A 16,787-nucleotide genomic window follows, 5' to 3' on the forward strand; every position below is an offset into this window, starting at 1 on the left:
ACGCCCGGCGGCCGCCCACGGCCGCCACGGGAACGGCCCCGGCACCTTCTCCAGGTGCCGGGGCCGTTCGCGTACGCCCTGCGGGGGTGAGAGCTCCGGTGTTACGCCGGGACGCTCGCCACGCCCTGCGCGAGGAAACGCTTGCCGTTGACGCGCTCGGAGACGCCCTCACGGTCCAGGTACGGCGTGATGCCGCCCAGGTGGAAGGGCCAGCCCGCGCCCGTGATCAGGCAGAGGTCGATGTCCTGCGCCTCGGCGACGACACCCTCCTCCAGCATCAGGCCGATCTCCTGCGCCACCGCGTCCAGGACGCGGTCGCGGACCTGCTCCTCGGTCAGGACGGAGTCGCCCTGGACGAGGAGGGCGGCGACCTCGGGGTCGAGCTCCGGCTTGAAGCCGTTCTCGGGCTTGTAGACGTAGAAGCCGCGCTTGCCGGCCTCGACGACGGCCTTCAGGTTGGGGGAGACCGTGAAGCGCTCCGGGAAGGCGCGGTTCAGGGTCTCGGAGACGTGCAGACCGATCGCCGGGCCGACGAGCTCAAGGAGGACCAGCGGGGACATCGGCAGACCGAGCGGCTCGATGGCCTTCTCGGCCGTCTCGACCGAGGTGCCCTCGTCGATGACGTTCTGGATCTCGCCCATGAAGCGGGTCAGGATGCGGTTCACGACGAACGCCGGGGCGTCCTTCGTCAGGACCGCGGTCTTCTTGAGCTTCTTCGCCACACCGAAGGCGGTGGCGAGGGAGGCCTCGTCCGTCTTCTCGCCACGGACGATCTCCAGGAGCGGGAGGATCGCGACCGGGTTGAAGAAGTGGAAGCCGACCACGCGCTCCGGGTGCTGGAGCTTCGACGCCATCTCGGAGACCGACAGCGAGGAGGTGTTGGTGGCGAGGATCGCGTGCGCCGGGGCGACCGCCTCGACCTCCGCGAACACCTTCTGCTTGACGGACATCTCCTCGAACACGGCCTCGATGATGAAGTCCGCGTCCGCGAAGCCCGCGGCCTTGTCGAGGACACCGGAGACCAGGCCCTTGAGGCGGTTGGCCTTGTCCTGGTTGATCCGGCCCTTGCCGAGCAGCTTCTCGATCTCGGCGTGGACGTAGCCCACGCCCTTGTCGACGCGCTCCTGGTCGATGTCGGTCAGGACGACCGGCACCTCCAGGCGGCGCAGGAAGAGCAGGGCCAGCTGGGAGGCCATCAGACCGGCACCGACGACGCCGACCTTGGTGACCGGGCGGGCCAGCGACTTGTCCGGGGCGCCGGCGGGGCGCTTGCCGCGCTTCTGCACCAGGTTGAAGGCGTAGATGCCGGAGCGCAGCTCGCCGCCCATGATCAGGTCCGCGAGGGCCTGGTCCTCGGCGTCGAAGCCCTTCTGCAGGTCCCCGTCCTTGGCGGCCTCGATGATGTCGAGGGCGCGGTAGGCGGCCGGGGCGGCGCCGTGCACCTTGGAGTCGGCGATGGCACGGCCCTTGGCGACGGCCTGGTCCCAGCCCTCACCACGGTCGATCTCGGGGCGCTCGACGGTCACGGAGCCGTTCAGGACGGAGGCCGTCCAGATCAGCGACTGCTCCAGGAAGTCCGCGCCCTCGAACAGCGCGTCGGCGATACCGAGCTCGAAGACCTGCTTGCCCTTGAGCTGACGGTTCTGGTTCAGCGAGTTCTCGATGATGACCGAGACGGCCTTCTCGGCGCCGATCAGGTTCGGCAGGATCGCGCAGCCGCCCCAGCCGGGCACCAGACCGAGGAAGACCTCGGGCAGCGAGAAGGCCGGCAGGGCCTTCGACACGGTGCGGTAGGTGCAGTGCAGACCGACCTCGACGCCACCGCCCATGGCCGCGCCGTTGTAGTACGCGAAGGTCGGCACGGCGAGCGCGGCGAGACGCTTGAAGACGTCGTGGCCGCCCTTGCCGATGGCGAGGGCCTCGTCGTGCTTCTTCAGCAGCTCGACGCCCTTGAGGTCGGCGCCGACGGCGAAGATGAACGGCTTGCCGGTGATGCCGACGCCGACGATCTCACCGTTCGCGGCCTCGGCCTCGACCTGGTCGATCGCCGTGTTCAGGTTGGCGAGGGACTGCGGGCCGAAGGTGGTCGGCTTGGTGTGGTCGAAGCCGTTGTCCAGCGTGATCAGCGCGAACCGACCCGCACCGGCGGGGAGTTCGAAGTGCCGCACGTGGGCGCTGGTGACGACCTCGTCGGGGAAGAGCTCCGCGGCGCCCTTCAGAAGCTCGGCGGTGGTGCTCACTTGCCCTCCCAGTGGGGGTTTTCCCAGATGACCGTGGCGCCCATGCCGAAGCCGACGCACATCGTGTTGAGGCCGTAGCGGACCTGCGGGTTCTCCTCGAACTGGCGGGCCAGCTGCGTCATCAGACGGACGCCGGAGGAGGCGAGCGGGTGGCCGTAGGCGATGGCGCCGCCGTACTGGTTGACGCGGGCGTCGTCGTCGGCGATGCCGTAGTGCTCCAGGAACGCGAGGACCTGGACGGCGAAGGCCTCGTTGATCTCGAAGAGGTCGATGTCCTCGATGGACAGACCGGCCTTCGCGAGGGCCTTCTCGGTGGCCGGGATCGGGCCGTAGCCCATGACCTCGGGCTCGACGCCGGCGAAGGCGTACGAGACGAGGCGCATCTTGACCGGGAGGTTGTTCTCGCGGGCGAAGTCCTCGGAGGCGATGATCGAGGCGGTGGCACCGTCGTTGAGACCGGCCGCGTTGCCCGCGGTGACGTTGCCGTGGACGCGGAACGGCGTCTTCAGGTTCGCCAGCGACTCCAGGGTGGTGCCCGGGCGCATCGGCTCGTCGGCGGTGACCAGGCCCCAGCCGGTCTCACCGGTGGAGGCGTCGGTCCGGCGCACCGAGATCGGCACCAGGTCCTGCTGGATCTTGCCGTCGGCGTACGCCTTGGCGGCCTTCTCCTGCGAACGCACGGCGTACTCGTCGGCGCGCTGCTTGGTGATGCTCGGGTAGCGGTCGTGCAGGTTCTCGGCGGTCATGCCCATGAACAGGGCGGACTCGTCGACCAGCTTCTCGCTCACGAACCGCGGGTTCGGGTCGACGCCCTCACCCATGGGGTGACGGCCCATGTGCTCGACGCCACCGGCGATGACGGCGTCGTACGCGCCGAAGGCGATCGAACCGGCCACCGAGGTGACGGCGGTCAGCGCGCCGGCGCACATGCGGTCGATGGAGTAGCCCGGCACCGACTGCGGCAGCCCGGCGAGGATGCCGGCCGTACGGCCGAGCGTCAGACCCTGGTCACCGATCTGCGTGGTCGCGGCGATGGCGACCTCGTCGATCTGCGCGGGGTCGAGGCCGGGGTTGCGGCGCAGCAGCTCCCGGATGGCCTTGACGACGAGGTCGTCGGCGCGGGTCTCGTGGTAAATGCCCTTCGGGCCCGCCTTGCCGAACGGGGTGCGGACGCCGTCGACGAAGACGACATCCCTGACGCTACGAGGCACGATGGCTCTCCTCCAGGGTGCGGGGTGGCACTGCTGCTGCGGCGACACGCCTAAGCGTGCGCTTGCTTCCCCCATGCTACTTGCGGGTAACCGGGCTGCCCAGCCCCTGGGGCCCAAGCGGCGAACGTCACACGACGAGGTTCCCGCCGGGACGGCCGCACGCCCCCCGCGTACGCCCGTCCGATCGAAGGGTCCTGCAACCCGATGGGCCCAGGGCTGCGGCCGTGTCGCGGCGTCCGGTCCCCGGCAGGCCCGAGGCTGGCACGGCCGGGGCGCGAGGCCCCCGGACCGAGCGCACGGAAGGGATCCCATGCCGATCATCACGCAGGACCTCAAGGTCCCCCACACGTCCACCGTCCCCGCGAACAAGAACGACCCCGTCGAGCTCATCGTGCGCGAGCGGGACGGCACGCCCCTGGGGCTCCTCCCGGAGCGCAAGGCCGTTCTGATGCTGCACGGCCGGAGCGTTCCGGTGCTTGCCGGCTTCGATCTCCAGCACACCTCCTACGGCTGGGCGGAGCACCTGGCCAAGGCCGGCTACGACGTCTTCATGATGGACCTCCAGGGCTCCGGACGGTCGCCGCGTCCCAAGATGGACGACCCGCACAATGCCAACCCCGCCAACCAGAACCTCCTGAAGCCGAGGCCGCCGGGCTTCACCCCGGGCCCCGTGAACTACGCGTTCCAGCTGAACAACTCGAACAGCGACCGGGACGAGCTCCACACCGTCGTGGAGTACATCCGCAAGGAGCGCCAGGTGGACAAGGTCGCGTTCATCGGCTGGTCCGCAGCGGCGTTCACCATGGGGCCGTACGCGGTGAACAACCCCGGCAAGGTGGAGAGCCTGTTCCTGCTGGCGCCGATCTTCCCGCCCAAGGGCACGTCGACCCCGCCGAGCATGCTGCCGAAGCCGGGCTTCCCGATGTTCCTGGCCACGAGGTGGGGTCTTGAGTCGGGGTGGAACACGGAGCTGGCCTGCGAGGACCAGCGTGAACCCGGCATGGTCGAGAGGGTGTGGGCCGCGATGATGGAGAACGACGCGAAGGGAAGTACATGGGGGCCGCCGGAGGGCCTCAACCGGATCCGGAACTTCGTCCGGTGGGGCTGGAACGAGACGACCGCGTCCCAAGGCGGTGTCCTCGGCGGAGGCGTGCCCGTGCTGATGGTGTACGGGGACCACGACACCCAGGTGAACACGTCGCCGCCCAACTCCGACCCCGAGCTCAACTTCTCGGTCCCCGCGCTCTACGACGCCGTCGCGGGCTCGCACAAGCTGATGGTCAAACTGGCCTGCGCGGGGCATTCGGTGGTCTGGGAGATGCAGCACAAGAACGTGCACAACCTCTCGAAGCACTGGCTCAAGCACCTCAAGGTCGACGGCAAGACCCAGGGTGTCTTCGACATGGACACCGCCGGGAACCTCAGCCCGGTCCCGTAGGAGGCCCACAGAGGTCCCCTGTGCCCCACGGGACGACGGAGCCCCCGGCCGCACGCAGCCGGGGGCTCCCTCGAAGCGGGGTCACGCCGTCGCGGCGAGGGCCTCCAGCAGGAGCGGGGTCACCAGTTCGACCTGCCACGCGCGGGCGCCGTACCCGCTCAGGGCGGCGGCCACCGTTTCCGGGGTCGCCGGCGCCGGCGGTTCCCAGCAGACCCGGCGCACCGTGTCCGGGGTGATCAGGTTCTCCTGCGGCAGGTTCAGCTCCTCCGCGAGTGCCGAGACCGAGGCACGGGCGGCCGAGAGGCGGGCCGCCGCGACCGGGTCCTTGTCCGCCCAGGCGCGCGGCGGGGGCGGGCCCGCGATCTGCTGGCCGGGCTGGGGCAGCTCGTTCTCCGGGAGGGCCCGGGCCCGGTCCACCGCGGCCTGCCACTGCTCCAGCTGACGGCGGCCCATCCGGTTGCCGAAGCCGGGCAGCGCCGTCAGCGCGGTCACGGTCACCGGGACCGCGAGCGCCGCCTCCACGATCGCCGTGTCGCTCAGCACCTTGCCGGGGGAGACGTCCCGCCGCTGGGCGATCTTGTCGCGGGCCGTCCACAGCTCCCGTACGACCGCCATCTGGCGGCGGCGGCGCACCTTGTGCATCCCGGAGGTGCGGCGCCACGGGTCCTTGCGCGGCGGGGCGGGCGGCGCGGAGGCGATCGCGTCGAACTCCTGGTGCGCCCAGTCCAGCTTCCCCTGCCGGTCGAGCTCCTTCTCCAGCGCGTCGCGCAGGTCGACGAGGAGTTCGACGTCGAGGGCCGCGTACCGGAGCCAGGGCTCGGGCAGCGGGCGGGTGGACCAGTCCACGGCGGAGTGGCCCTTCTCCAGGGCGTAGCCGAGTACGGACTCGACCATCGCGCCGAGGCCGACGCGCGGGAAGCCCGCGAGCCGTCCTGCCAGCTCGGTGTCGAAGAGCGAGGTCGGGAGCATGCCTATGTCACGCAGGCACGGAAGGTCCTGGGTCGCCGCGTGGAGGATCCACTCGGTCCCGGCGAGCGCCTCGCCGAGCCCCGAGAGGTCGGGGCAGCCCACGGGGTCGATGAGCGCGGTGCCCGCGCCCTCGCGCCGGAGCTGGACGAGGTAGGCGCGCTGCCCGTAGCGGTAGCCGGAGGCGCGCTCGGCGTCGACGGCCACCGGGCCGCTCCCGGCGGCGAAGGCGGCGATCACCTCGGCGAGGGCTTCCTCCGTCTCGACGACGGGCGGAATCCCCTCGCGGGGCTCCAGCAACGGGATCGGAAGCCCATTCGCAGGGACATCGTCGTCCGGGGGGCCGCCCCCGGTGGTGCGCAGTGCTGTGTCTGCTGCGGTCTCTTGGGCGTCGGTCACCTGTCAAGGGTATCGGTGAACGGCAAGCGCCTGTCGACGGAACGTTCCGTCGACAGGCGCGAGCTTTCCGCGGGCCTTCCGTCAGTGGATGATTCCGGTCCGCAGAGCCACCGCGACCATGCCGGCGCGGTCGCCGGTGCCCAGCTTGCGGGCGATGCGGGCGAGGTGGCTCTTCACGGTGAGGGCGGAGAGCCCCATGGAGACGCCGATCGCCTTGTTCGACTGGCCCTCCGCGACGAGCCGGAGCACCTCGACCTCACGGCCGGAGAGCTCGCGGTAGCCGCCCGGGTGACTCGGGGCACCCGGGGGGCGGCGGTGGCCGAGACGCGCGGCGGCGGAACCGATGGGTGCGGCTCCGGGTCGGGTCGGGTGGCCGATGTTGGTGCGGGTACCGGTGACGACATAGCCCTTCACGCCGCCCGCCAGGGCGTTGCGTACGGCGCCGATGTCATCGGCGGCCGAGAGGGCGAGGCCGTTGGGCCAGCCCGCGGCGCGGGTCTCGGACAGCAGGGTCAGGCCGCTGCCGTCGGGCAGGTGGACGTCGGCAACGCAGATGTCGCGTGGATTGCCGACGCGGGGACGGGCCTCCGCGATGGACGAAGCCTCGATCACGTCACGTACTCCGAGGGCCCACAGGTGGCGGGTCACGGTGGAGCGGACGCGCGGGTCGGCCACGACGACCATGGCCGTCGGCTTGTTCGGGCGGTAGGCGACCAGGCTTGCGGGCTGCTCGAGGAGAACGGACACCAGGCCTCCTGGGGGGAGAAGGATGCGGGACGGAGCCGGCTCGGGGATGAAGCCGGGGGGCGAACCCGTGCTGTGAAGGGGTCACTCACTCCTTCGGCAGCTGGGCCGCCCGCCTTTAGGGAAAGATCACGATTTGGTGAGTAACAATTAGGGCAATTCGGACGCGTGATCGATCATCCTACGAGCGGGCCCCCTCCCGTCCCGCGGGAGAGGGCCCGTCGGAGGCGCTCCTACGCCTGCTGGGGGCCCCGTCGCTGGGGCAGTGAGACGACCCCCGCGCCCGTCACCGTCCCCGCAGGACCCGCCGGTGGATCGGCCTGCGCCGGAGGCAGCCCCGCGATCTGACAGAGCAGATCGCACCAGGCCGCCAGATGCGCGCCGGTGTCCGGGACCCCGCCGAGCCCCTCGCGCGGTGTCCATGAGGCCCGGATCTCGATCTGGGTCGCCGGCCTCCGGTCCGCGAGCCCGCCGAAGTAGTGCGAGCCCGCCATGGTGACGGTCCCACTCGCCTCCCCGTACGAGAGTCCGCGTGCCTCGAGAGCCCCGGTCAGCCAGGACCAGCACACCTCGGGAAGCAGCGGGTCCGCCGCCATCTCCGGTTCCAGCTCCGCCCTGACGAGCGTCACCAGCCGGAACGTGCCCTTCCATGCTTCGTGCCCGTCCGGCTCGTGCAGCAGCACGAGCCGTCCGTCCGCCAGATCGTCCTCGCCGTCCACGACGGCCGCCTCCACCGCGTACGCGTAAGGGGCCAGGCGCTGCGGGGGCCTGGTCGGGTCGATCTCGATCTCGGACCGCAGTCGCGCCGATCGCAGCCCCTCCACCGCCCGCCGGAAGGCGGGTGGCACCGGATTCGTCTCCGTACTGTCCGCCGTTTCGTCCGTCCCTCTCTTGCCGTCGGAATGATCGGAAAAATGTCCCTGAGCCGCAGCCATGCGGGGAAGAGTAGGCGGAACGGGGCCTTCGCGCGGGGAGGGACACCCGGCCCGGGCGAGCGGCTTCCCGCCACATGCGAAGATTCTGGTCGTGAGTGCCAATGACCGCCCGCAGGGCCAGCAGACGAAGCAGCAGTCGCGGACGCACGACTCCGCGTTCCTCAAGGCATGCCGGCGCGAGCCCGTGCCGCACACCCCTGTCTGGTTCATGCGGCAGGCGGGGCGCTCCCTCCCCGAGTACCTGAAGGTCCGCGAGGGCATCCCCATGCTCGAGTCGTGCATGCGACCCGAGCTGGTCACCGAGATCACGCTGCAGCCGGTGCGCCGCCACAAGGTCGACGCGGCGATCTACTTCAGCGACATCGTCGTGCCGCTCAAGGCCATCGGCCTGGACCTCGACATCAAGCCCGGCGTCGGCCCGGTCGTCGCCGACCCGATCCGTACCCGCGCCGACCTGGCCCGGCTGCGCGACCTGACCCCCGAGGACGTCCACTACGTCACCGAGGCCATCGGGATGCTCACCGCCGAGCTGGGCGACACCCCGCTCATCGGCTTCGCCGGCGCGCCTTTCACCCTCGCGAGCTACCTCGTCGAGGGCGGCCCGTCGCGCAGTCACGAGCGCACCAAGGCGATGATGTACGGCGACCCGCAGCTCTGGGCCGACCTGCTCGACCGCCTCGCCGAGATCACCTCGGCCTTCCTCAAGGTGCAGATCGAGGCCGGCGCCTCCGCCGTGCAGCTCTTCGACTCCTGGGTGGGCGCCCTCGCCCCGGCCGACTACCGCCGCTCGGTGATGCCGGCCTCCGTGAAGGTCTTCGACGCGGTCGCCGGTTACGGCGTGCCCCGCATCCACTTCGGCGTGGGTACGGGCGAGCTGCTCGGCCTCATGGGCGAGGCGGGCGCGGACGTCGTCGGCGTCGACTGGCGCGTCCCGCTCGACGAGGCCGCCCGCCGCGTCGGCCCCGGCAAGGCGCTCCAGGGCAACCTGGACCCCGCCGTGCTCTTCGCCTCGCGCGAGGTCGTGGAGGCCAAGACGGACGAGGTCCTGGCCGCCGCGAAGGGCCTGGAGGGGCATGTCTTCAACCTGGGTCACGGCGTGATGCCGTCGATGGACCCGGACGCCCTGAGCCGCCTCGTCGAGTACGTGCACACGCGGACGGCCGTCTGACCGGCCGTCCGCGCGACGGCGGACGCGCCTCAGCCCTCGCAGCCGACCGGCGGGAAGCCGACGCCCACCCGGCAGAAGTCCACGCCGAGGCCACCGTCGACGACGCCCGCGTTGGTGGCGACCCGCAGGTAGTCGTTCCCGGCCCCGCCCGTGACGGCGCCGGTCGGGGCGACGGTCCCGGCCGTGAGGTAGTCGGCCGCGTCACCCCCGGACACCGTGCCGGAGATCGTGCCGGGGGTGCTGAGGTAGTCGGCGCCCGGGCCGCCGGTCACCAGACCGGCGACCGAGCCGGTGACGACGATGGTGTCGCTGCCGCCGAGGCCGTTGACCTGGTCGCCGCCGGCGACCGAGGCACAGCGGATGAAGTCGCTGCCGGCGGTGCCGGACACGACCGTCCCGGTGACCGGGAAGCCGTTGACCGTGCAGGTCGTGACCGCGTGGGCGGGGGTCACGGTCAGGGCGAGCGGGGCTATGACGAGCGAGGCGGCGCAGAGCGCACGCGCGGTGTGTCGGATCATGCGACCACACACTCACGGTGACGGATGTCGTGCAATCCGTCACGTCGCGTCACTCTGCCGTTCGGGTCATCCCGCCGCCCGAACGGCCGCCGTCGCCTTCCGGGCCGCGATCAGCACCGGGTCCCACACCGGCGAGAACGGCGGCGCGTACCCCAGGTCGAGCGCCGTCATCGCCTCCACGGTCATCCCCGCCGTCAGGGCCACCGCCGCGATGTCCACGCGCTTGCCCGCGCCCTCCCGGCCCACGATCTGCACCCCGAGCAGCCGTCCCGTACGCCGCTCGGCCAGCATCTTCACCGTCATCGGCGCGGCCCCCGGGTAGTAGCCGGCCCGGCTCGTCGACTCCACCGTCACCGTTACGTACCGCAGCCCCACCTCCCGGGCGTCCTTCTCCCGCAGACCCGTCCGCGCGATCTCCAGGTCGCACACCTTCGACACCGCCGTGCCCACCACGCCCGGGAAGGTGGCGTAGTCACCGCCGACGTTCGCCCCGATGACCTGGCCGTGCTTGTTCGCGTGCGTCCCCAGCGGGACGTACCGCTCCCGGCCCGAGACCAGGTCCAGGACCTCCACGCAGTCACCGCCGGCCCAGATGTTCCCGTGGCCGCGCACCCGCATCGCGAGATCGGTGAGCAGCCCGCCGTACGTGCCCAGCGGCAGCCCCGCCGCCCGGGCCAGCGAGGTCTCCGGCACCACGCCCGTGCCCAGGACCACCACGTCCGCCGGATACTCGGCGTCGGCCGTCGCCACCGCCCGGACCCGGCCCTCCGCGCCCGTGAGGATCTTCGTCACCTCCGCCGAGACGACCGTCGTGATCCCCAGGCCGTCCATCGCCCGGTGCACCAGCCGGCCCATGTCCGGGTCGAGCGTCGTCATCGGCTGCTCGCCGCGGGTCAGGACCGTCACCTCGTAGCCCCGGGCGAGCAGCGCCTCGGCCATCTCCACCCCGATGTAGCCGGCGCCGATCACGACCGCGCGCCGCCCCGGCGTCCGCTGCAGCGAGTCGAGCAGCGCCTGCCCGTCGTCCAGGGTCTGCACCCCGTGCACCCCGGGCGCGTCGATGCCGGGCAGCGGCGGCCGCAGCGGCCGGGCGCCCGTCGCGATCACCAACTTGTCGAAGCCCGTCCACGCCTCCGTACCCGCGTCGAGGTCCCGGGAGAGGACTCGCCCGCCCGGCACGTCGATCGCCGTCACCTCGGTCCGCATCCGCAGATCGATGTCACGGGCCCGGTGCTCCTCCGGGGAACGGGCGATCAGCTCGCCCCGCGTGGCGACGTCACCGCCGACCCAGTACGGGATGCCGCAAGCCGAGTACGAGGAGAAGTGGCCGCGCTCGAAGGCGACGATCTCCAACTCCCCGGCGGACCTGAGCCTGCGCGCCTGCGACGCGGCGGACATCCCCGCCGCGTCGCCCCCGATCACGATCAGTCGTTCGCTCATCCCCCTATTTTGAGGGCTCGGTTCGCCTCCGGGGCGCTCCAGCCGGACTCACGGCCCCGACCGTGCTCGCCTCCTTCGTTCCTCAGGAGGCTCCGCGCGCTCGGGGGTGTTCCCCCGGCCGCGCCCCTTCGGCTCACTCGCCGGTTCCGGGGGTGTCGGGGCGCTCGGCGGGAGCGGCCACCCCGGCGGCGTTCGCCTCCGGCAGGGGACGGGTCTCCGGGGCGGCCGTGGCCCGGCGCGCCGTGCGGCGCGGGCGGATCACGTGGCGCCATACGAGGAAGGCGATCAGGGCGAGTGCGAGCCACGGGGCCAGGGCCGTCAGGACGAGGCCGATCCAGGCGAGCGCGCCCACCAGGGCGTTCCAGCCGCCGGACAGGGCGTCACCGAAGCCCGGGCGGCCCTCCTCCTCGTCCTTCTCGACGTGCGGCTTCTCCTTCTCGGTGAGTTCGAGGGTGATCGTCGCCATCGACGTCCGGTCCTTCAGCGAGGACTGCTGCGCGAGCAACGACTCCAGGTCCGCCTGACGGCGGCTCAGCTCGCCCTCCAGGATCACCACGTCGGCCAGCTTCTCCGCCCGCTGCATCAGCGTCCGCACCCGTGCCACGCTCGCCCGCTGCGTGGCGATCCGGCTCTCCACGTCCACCACCTGCTCGGTGACGTCCTTGGCGTCGGCCTTGCGGGCCAGGAGCTTGCCCGTGCCCGCCAGCTCGGTGAGGACCGTGTCGTACTGCTCCTGCGGCACCCGCAGCACGACGCGGGAGGTGACGTACGTGTCGTCGAGCCGCTCCGTCGTCTCGTTCTCGACCCGCCCGCCCGCCCCGGTCGCCACCCCGCGGGCCGTGGCGAGGGCCTTCGCCGCGTCCGCCACCTCCACGGTGAGCGACGCGGTACGGATGACGTGCTGCGGCTGCGTGGCCTTGCCCGGCGTCGCGGACGTGGCCTCGCTGCCCGAGGAGGAGTCGGCGGCACCCTTCGCGGCCTGGGCGCCCGCGTCGGCGGGCTTCTCCGCACTCATGTCCCGCGTGCCGCCCGCGTCCGTCATGCCGCCCGCGCCGCAGCCGGTCAGGACGAGCGAGGCCGTCAGAAGGGCCGCGGCGGCCGCCGTCCGCGTCCGTGACACCGTTCGTGTTCTGCTCATGGGATCCCCCAGGTGGTGACGAGTCGTGCCCCTTGGACGGCGGAGGGGGCGGTGCGGGTTGCCGTCCGGCGGTAGCGATGCGGTCACGTTCCGGCCTCGGAACGGGAGCGCGCGGGCCATTTGAGAGAGTGGTCCCATGAACGCGGACACCACGGGATCCCACGTCGTCGTCGTCGGAGGCGGAATCGCCGGACTCGCGGCCGCCCTCCGGCTGGTCGGCGCCGGCCACCGGGTGACCCTCCTCGAAGCGGACGACCGGCTCGGCGGCAAGCTCCTCGCCGGGGAGATCGCGGGAGCGCCCGTGGACCTCGGCGCCGAGTCGCTGCTGGCCCGCCGCCCCGAGGCGGTCGCCCTCGCCCGGGCCGTCGGCCTCGGCGACCGGCTCCAGGCCCCGGCCACGACCACCGCCGCCGTCTGGTCCCGGGGCGAGCTGATCCCCATGCCCAAGGGCCATGTGATGGGTGTCCCCGGTGACGGCCAGGCGGTCGACGGGCTCCTCTCCGAGGAGGGCGTGCGCCGGATCGCACGCGACCGCGAGCTGCCCCCCACCGAGATCGGCGACGACATCGCCATCGGCGCGTACGTCGCCGACCGCATGGGCCACGAGGTCGTCGACCGGCTCGTCGAACCCCTCCTCGGCGGGGTCTACGCCGGCGACGCCTACCGGATCTCGATGAAGGCCGCCGTCCCCGCCCTCTTCGAGGCCGCCCGCCGCCACCCCACGCTCACCGCCGCCGTCCACGCCGTGCAGCAGGCCGGGGCGGCCGTCCCGGCCGACGCCGCGGGCGCCGCCACCGGCCTCGGCGGCTCCGTCTTCCTCGGCGTCGAGGGCGGTGTCGGCACCCTGCCCGCCGCCGTCGCCGCCGCCGTCCGCGCCGCCGGCGGCGAGATCCTCACCCGTACCCCCGTCACCGCCCTGCGCCGCACCGGACCGGCCGGCTGGGAGGTCGTCGCGGGGGACCGGGTCCTGGCCGCCGACGCCGTCGTCCTCGCCACCCCCGCCGGGCCCGCCGCCGCGCTCCTCGCCGAGCACGCGCCCGCCGCCTCCGCCGAGCTGGCGGAGATCGCGTACGCCTCCATGGCCCTGATCACCCTCGCCTTCCGCCGCGCCGACATGCCCGCCCTGTCCGGCTCCGGCTTCCTCGTGCCGCCCGTCGACGGCCACACGATCAAGGCCTCCACGTTCTCCAGCCGGAAGTGGCGGTGGGTCGCCGACGGCGCCCCCGACCTCTTCGTGCTCCGCACCTCCGTCGGCCGCCACGGCGAGGAGGAGCAGGTCCACCGGGAGGACGCCGACCTCGTCGCCGCCTCCCTCAAGGACCTCGCCGCCGCCACCGGGCTCGCCGCCCGCCCCGTCGCCACCACGGTCACCCGCTGGACCGGCGGCCTGCCCCAGTACCCCGTAGGCCATCTCGCCCGCGTCGCCCGCCTCCGCGAGGCCGTCTCCGCCCTGCCCGGACTGCGGGTCGCGGGCGCCGCGTACGACGGCGTCGGCATCCCCGCGTGCGTCGCCTCGGCCCACCGCGCGGCCGACGAGATCACGGGTGAGATCGCGGGCGAGACCATCGCCACGTCGAAAAGGACCGACCCCGGTGCAGGGCACTCCTCGTGACGGGCGAGAATAGGCGTATGAGTGCGCCCGAAAAGATCCCGAACGCCGGTAAGAAGGCGAAGGACCTCAACGAGGTCATCCGCTACACCCTGTGGTCTGTGTTCAAGCTGCGCGATGTTCTGCCCGAGGACCGCGCCGGCTACGCCGACGAGGTCCAGGAGCTGTTCGACCAGCTCGCCGCCAAGGACATCACCGTCCGTGGCACGTACGACCTCTCCGGTCTGCGCGCCGACGCCGACGTGATGATCTGGTGGCACGCCGAGACGAGCGACGAGCTCCAGGAGGCGTACAGCCTCTTCCGTCGCACCAAGCTGGGCCGCGCTCTGGAGCCGGTCTGGTCGAACATGGCGCTGCACCGCCCCGCCGAGTTCAACAAGTCGCACATCCCGGCCTTCCTGGCCGACGAGAACCCGCGCGACTACATCTCGGTCTACCCCTTCGTGCGCTCCTACGACTGGTACCTCCTGCCGGACGAGGACCGTCGCCGCATGCTCGCCGACCACGGCAAGATGGCCCGCGGCTACCCCGACGTCCGCGCCAACACGGTCGCCTCCTTCTCGCTCGGCGACTACGAGTGGATCCTCGCCTTCGAGGCCGACGAGCTGCACCGCATCGTCGACCTCATGCGCCACCTGCGCGCCTCCGAGGCGCGGATGCACGTCCGCGAAGAGGTCCCGTTCTACACCGGTCGCCGCAAGAGCGTCGCCGACCTGGTGGCGGGCCTGGCCTGACACGGCCGTACGAACCCGGTGGCGGCCCGGCTCCCAGTCGGCGCGCCACCCCTTGACCCGGAAGATCAGACGGCGGGCGTCTTCATTGCCTCCGCTCCAGCGACACCGGGTCCGGCTCCGGGTGCGGCGCGCATGACGCGCGCCGCACCGGCGTCATTTCCGGGCCCTTCACGGGCCCTTTTCGCGTTTCCGGCCTCGTGTCGCAGGGGCTAGGGGGTGTCTTGTCGATCGGGCCGGATCAGGGAGCGGGGTCTGGTGCCGTGGATCGCAAGGCGGAGGAGGGAGTCGACGCGGTGGGGGCACCTCCCGTGCCCGAAGGGCTACGGGGGATGTCGGCGAGTGACGACAACGCGGCGAGGCGCGGTGCCAGGCCCCGCGAGCCCGGTCTGATCGACAAGACACCCCCTAGGGCAGGCGTGCGGGAGCGTGTCCCCGGAGCGCGTCGCGGAGCTCGGGCTCCAGGACGGCGGGGCCGCGCGTCGCGAGCGCGGTGAGCGGATCGGCGCGCGAGAGACCGGAGAGGAGTCGCTGTCCGGCGGGGGAGGCCCAGCGGGTGTACGGGTACACCTCGATCCGGCCGATCAGCAGACAGAGCCCGGACGCGAGCAGCGGCAGGGTGAACGCGGCGATGACCAGGTTCCGTTCGGCGGCGGGAACGAGGAGCGCCGCCGCCGCCCCGAGCACGAGGGAGAGCAGGAAGGCGGCCCGCACCGACCGGACCCCGGCCGCGATCTCCCGGCGGCCCGCCTCGGACACGGCGAGCCCCCGGTCGACGAGCCGCTGCGCGAGCGACCGTACGGAGTCGGCGGCGGCCACCACCGGACGGACGGCGGGGATCGGGGACTGGCCGCCGGGCCCGATGGCACCGAGCACGGCGTTCTCCAGGTCGTCCCGGTACCCGCCGGTGGGGTCCACGACCGTCGCCCAGCCGGTGTGCGCGAGCAGCAGCCGCCGCTGCCGGTGCATCGAGACGAGGGTGAGGTCGATGACGCGGAACGGCCCGCCGGCGAGGTAGGCGGCTTCGAGGACGGTCAGCTCGGCGTCCTCCTCCGTGAGGGAGGGGGGTGCGGGCCGGGCCGCCACGAGGGTGGCCCGGCACAGCCGCGCGCAGCCGATGCCGGCCACGACACATGCCACGAGGAGAAGCGGAACCCAGACCATGTCCGAGTTCTACGGGAGGACAGCCGGGCCCGCCACTCGAACGGGTGATCAGCTACTGGAGCTGGAGCAGGAACTCCCGCTGGAACTGGAGCTGGAGCACGAGCTTCCGCTGGAGCTGGAACAGGAACTGCCGCCCCCGCCGCCGCAGCTGGACCCGCCGCCCGAGCAGGAGCCGGAGGAGCACGAACCGGAGGAGCACGCACCGGAGTCCCCGCCCGAGGAGGAGCCCCCGCCGCCCCCGCCGCAGGAGCTGTTCCCCGCGCACCACACGGCCACCACACCGGCGGCGCCCACGTCCGTGGGGGAGAAGTGCCCGGACGAGGGGCGCCTCCGGCCGCCGCGGCGCGGTGCGTAGACCCGGGCGGCGGCGAGGAGTTGCTCCCGCAGTACCGGGTCCGGAAGCGCCCGCAGCCCGTACAGGGCCACGAGGTGCCCGGCGTCCGCGAGATGACCGTGGGCGCGTCCGTACGCCGCGACGGCGGTTTGCCCGGCCGAGGTGACCTGCTTCCCGGAGATCGCCCCGCACGCGATGGCCGTGACCCCGGCGGCGGCGAGGACGGGCAGCACCTTCACGACGAAGGGCACCGACATCTCCGGTGCGGTGGCGAGGTCGAGGACCGTGAGGATCACCGAGACCGGGAAGAGGAAGAAGGCAGTGAGACCGAGCGCGAGGCACCAACTGCGGGTGGTGTGGCGCCTCGCCGGTTCCACGATCAGCCCGCGCCCGGCGAGTCCGTCGCCGATCTCCTGGACCGCCGGGTGCCGCATGACGGCGAGCCGGAGGTGGTGCAGGGCCCCGTGCGGGGCCGCCGCGTGCTCCTGGAGCACGGCGCGCTCCACCGGGTCGTGCGCGACGGGCCTGACGACGGCGACGATGCCGGGGCCGCCGATCGCCAGCCGGCCGTCGGCCTGGAGGGCGGCGAGGGCGGTGTCGACGACCCGGGCCGGACCGCCGTTGAGGAAGGCGACCTCGTACCGGTCGTGGACGGGCCCGCCGGAGCCGCCGCCCGACCGGACGACCCGGGTGATGAGCAGCGCGATGCCGGTGACACCGGCCAGATAGAAGACGACGGCCAGGGAGTTCAC

At 72.4% G+C, this 16,787-nt stretch carries 14 protein-coding genes; 4 read left to right on the top strand and 10 right to left on the bottom strand.

Features of this window, described 5'->3' with window-relative positions:
• Positions 1-101: 101 nt before the first annotated feature.
• Together OG580_RS27955 and OG580_RS27960 are read right to left on the bottom strand one after the other, a co-directional pair.
• Positions 102-2,240 (bottom strand): 3-hydroxyacyl-CoA dehydrogenase NAD-binding domain-containing protein, encoded by a 2,139-nt coding sequence (locus tag OG580_RS27955; protein WP_267046412.1) that lies wholly within the window; start codon positions 2,238-2,240, stop codon positions 102-104.
• Entirely contained in the window at positions 2,237-3,451 is a 1,215-nt protein-coding gene (locus OG580_RS27960) for an acetyl-CoA C-acyltransferase (protein WP_267046413.1), read from the bottom strand. The genes OG580_RS27955 and OG580_RS27960 overlap by 4 nt, the downstream gene beginning before the upstream one ends.
• A gap of 310 nt (positions 3,452-3,761) precedes the next feature.
• Here OG580_RS27960 and OG580_RS27965 point away from each other — a divergent pair, with 310 nt between their 5' ends.
• Positions 3,762-4,889, top strand: coding sequence for an alpha/beta fold hydrolase (locus OG580_RS27965; protein WP_267046414.1), 1,128 nt, complete (start codon positions 3,762-3,764; stop codon positions 4,887-4,889).
• A gap of 81 nt (positions 4,890-4,970) precedes the next feature.
• On the opposite strand, the gene OG580_RS27970 is transcribed toward OG580_RS27965, so the two are convergent.
• The 3 genes from OG580_RS27970 to OG580_RS27980 all read right to left on the bottom strand — a co-directional run bounded on the left by OG580_RS27970 (position 4,971) and on the right by OG580_RS27980 (position 7,933).
• Positions 4,971-6,254, bottom strand: coding sequence for a ribonuclease D (locus OG580_RS27970; protein ID WP_267046415.1), 1,284 nt, complete (start codon positions 6,252-6,254; stop codon positions 4,971-4,973).
• 81 nt (positions 6,255-6,335) lie between these two features.
• Positions 6,336-7,001 (bottom strand): response regulator transcription factor, encoded by a 666-nt coding sequence (locus OG580_RS27975; RefSeq protein ID WP_017242457.1) that lies wholly within the window; start codon positions 6,999-7,001, stop codon positions 6,336-6,338.
• A gap of 230 nt (positions 7,002-7,231) precedes the next feature.
• Positions 7,232-7,933 (bottom strand): DUF3000 domain-containing protein, encoded by a 702-nt coding sequence (locus tag OG580_RS27980; RefSeq protein WP_267046416.1) that lies wholly within the window; start codon positions 7,931-7,933, stop codon positions 7,232-7,234.
• A gap of 91 nt (positions 7,934-8,024) precedes the next feature.
• On the opposite strand from OG580_RS27980, the gene hemE reads away from it, so the two are divergent.
• Entirely contained in the window at positions 8,025-9,101 is a 1,077-nt protein-coding gene (hemE, locus tag OG580_RS27985) for a uroporphyrinogen decarboxylase (RefSeq protein ID WP_267046417.1), read from the top strand.
• Between the two features lie 29 nt (positions 9,102-9,130).
• Here hemE and OG580_RS27990 read toward each other — a convergent pair whose 3' ends face one another.
• The 3 genes from OG580_RS27990 to OG580_RS28000 all read right to left on the bottom strand — a co-directional run bounded on the left by OG580_RS27990 (position 9,131) and on the right by OG580_RS28000 (position 12,197).
• Positions 9,131-9,619 carry a hypothetical protein gene (locus OG580_RS27990; RefSeq protein WP_267046418.1) on the bottom strand — a complete coding sequence of 163 codons (489 nt, stop codon included), beginning with the start codon at positions 9,617-9,619 and terminating at the stop codon, positions 9,131-9,133.
• Between the two features lie 66 nt (positions 9,620-9,685).
• The gene (locus OG580_RS27995; protein ID WP_267046419.1) at positions 9,686-11,059 is read right to left on the bottom strand and encodes an FAD-dependent oxidoreductase; all 1,374 of its coding nucleotides are present in this window, start codon (positions 11,057-11,059) and stop codon (positions 9,686-9,688) included.
• A gap of 133 nt (positions 11,060-11,192) precedes the next feature.
• Positions 11,193-12,197, bottom strand: a complete 1,005-nt coding sequence (locus OG580_RS28000) for a DUF4349 domain-containing protein (protein ID WP_267046420.1) — start codon at positions 12,195-12,197, stop codon at positions 11,193-11,195.
• A gap of 136 nt (positions 12,198-12,333) precedes the next feature.
• On the opposite strand from OG580_RS28000, the gene hemG reads away from it, so the two are divergent.
• Positions 12,334-13,809, top strand: coding sequence for a protoporphyrinogen oxidase (gene hemG / locus OG580_RS28005; RefSeq protein ID WP_267046421.1), 1,476 nt, complete (start codon positions 12,334-12,336; stop codon positions 13,807-13,809).
• A gap of 17 nt (positions 13,810-13,826) precedes the next feature.
• Positions 13,827-14,540 carry a hydrogen peroxide-dependent heme synthase gene (gene hemQ / locus OG580_RS28010; protein ID WP_024755095.1) on the top strand — a complete coding sequence of 238 codons (714 nt, stop codon included), beginning with the start codon at positions 13,827-13,829 and terminating at the stop codon, positions 14,538-14,540.
• A gap of 405 nt (positions 14,541-14,945) precedes the next feature.
• On the opposite strand, the gene OG580_RS28015 is transcribed toward hemQ, so the two are convergent.
• Both OG580_RS28015 and OG580_RS28020 read right to left on the bottom strand, forming a co-directional pair.
• Positions 14,946-15,701 (bottom strand): TIGR04222 domain-containing membrane protein, encoded by a 756-nt coding sequence (locus tag OG580_RS28015; protein ID WP_267046422.1) that lies wholly within the window; start codon positions 15,699-15,701, stop codon positions 14,946-14,948.
• Positions 15,702-15,749: 48 nt separating this feature from the next.
• On the bottom strand, positions 15,750-16,787 hold the full coding sequence (locus tag OG580_RS28020) for a TIGR04222 domain-containing membrane protein (protein ID WP_267046423.1): 1,038 nt from the start codon (positions 16,785-16,787) through the stop codon (positions 15,750-15,752).

Origin of the sequence: Streptomyces sp. NBC_00094 (genome assembly GCF_026343125.1) — a bacterium.
Lineage (GTDB): Bacteria > Actinomycetota > Actinomycetes > Streptomycetales > Streptomycetaceae > Streptomyces.

Excerpts from the sequence above, each read along its gene's own strand:
- OG580_RS28015 (WP_267046422.1), bottom strand. The coding sequence starts at position 15,701 with ATGGTCTGGGTTCCGCTTCTCCTCGTGGCATGTGTCGTGGCCGGCATC.
- hemG (WP_267046421.1), top strand. The coding sequence starts at position 12,334 with ATGAACGCGGACACCACGGGATCCCACGTCGTCGTCGTCGGAGGCGGA.
- OG580_RS27995 (WP_267046419.1), bottom strand. The coding sequence starts at position 11,059 with ATGAGCGAACGACTGATCGTGATCGGGGGCGACGCGGCGGGGATGTCC.
- OG580_RS28000 (WP_267046420.1), bottom strand. The coding sequence starts at position 12,197 with ATGAGCAGAACACGAACGGTGTCACGGACGCGGACGGCGGCCGCCGCG.
- OG580_RS27980 (WP_267046416.1), bottom strand. The coding sequence starts at position 7,933 with ATGGCTGCGGCTCAGGGACATTTTTCCGATCATTCCGACGGCAAGAGA.
- hemQ (WP_024755095.1), top strand. The coding sequence starts at position 13,827 with ATGAGTGCGCCCGAAAAGATCCCGAACGCCGGTAAGAAGGCGAAGGAC.
- OG580_RS27965 (WP_267046414.1), top strand. The coding sequence starts at position 3,762 with ATGCCGATCATCACGCAGGACCTCAAGGTCCCCCACACGTCCACCGTC.
- OG580_RS27990 (WP_267046418.1), bottom strand. The coding sequence starts at position 9,619 with ATGATCCGACACACCGCGCGTGCGCTCTGCGCCGCCTCGCTCGTCATA.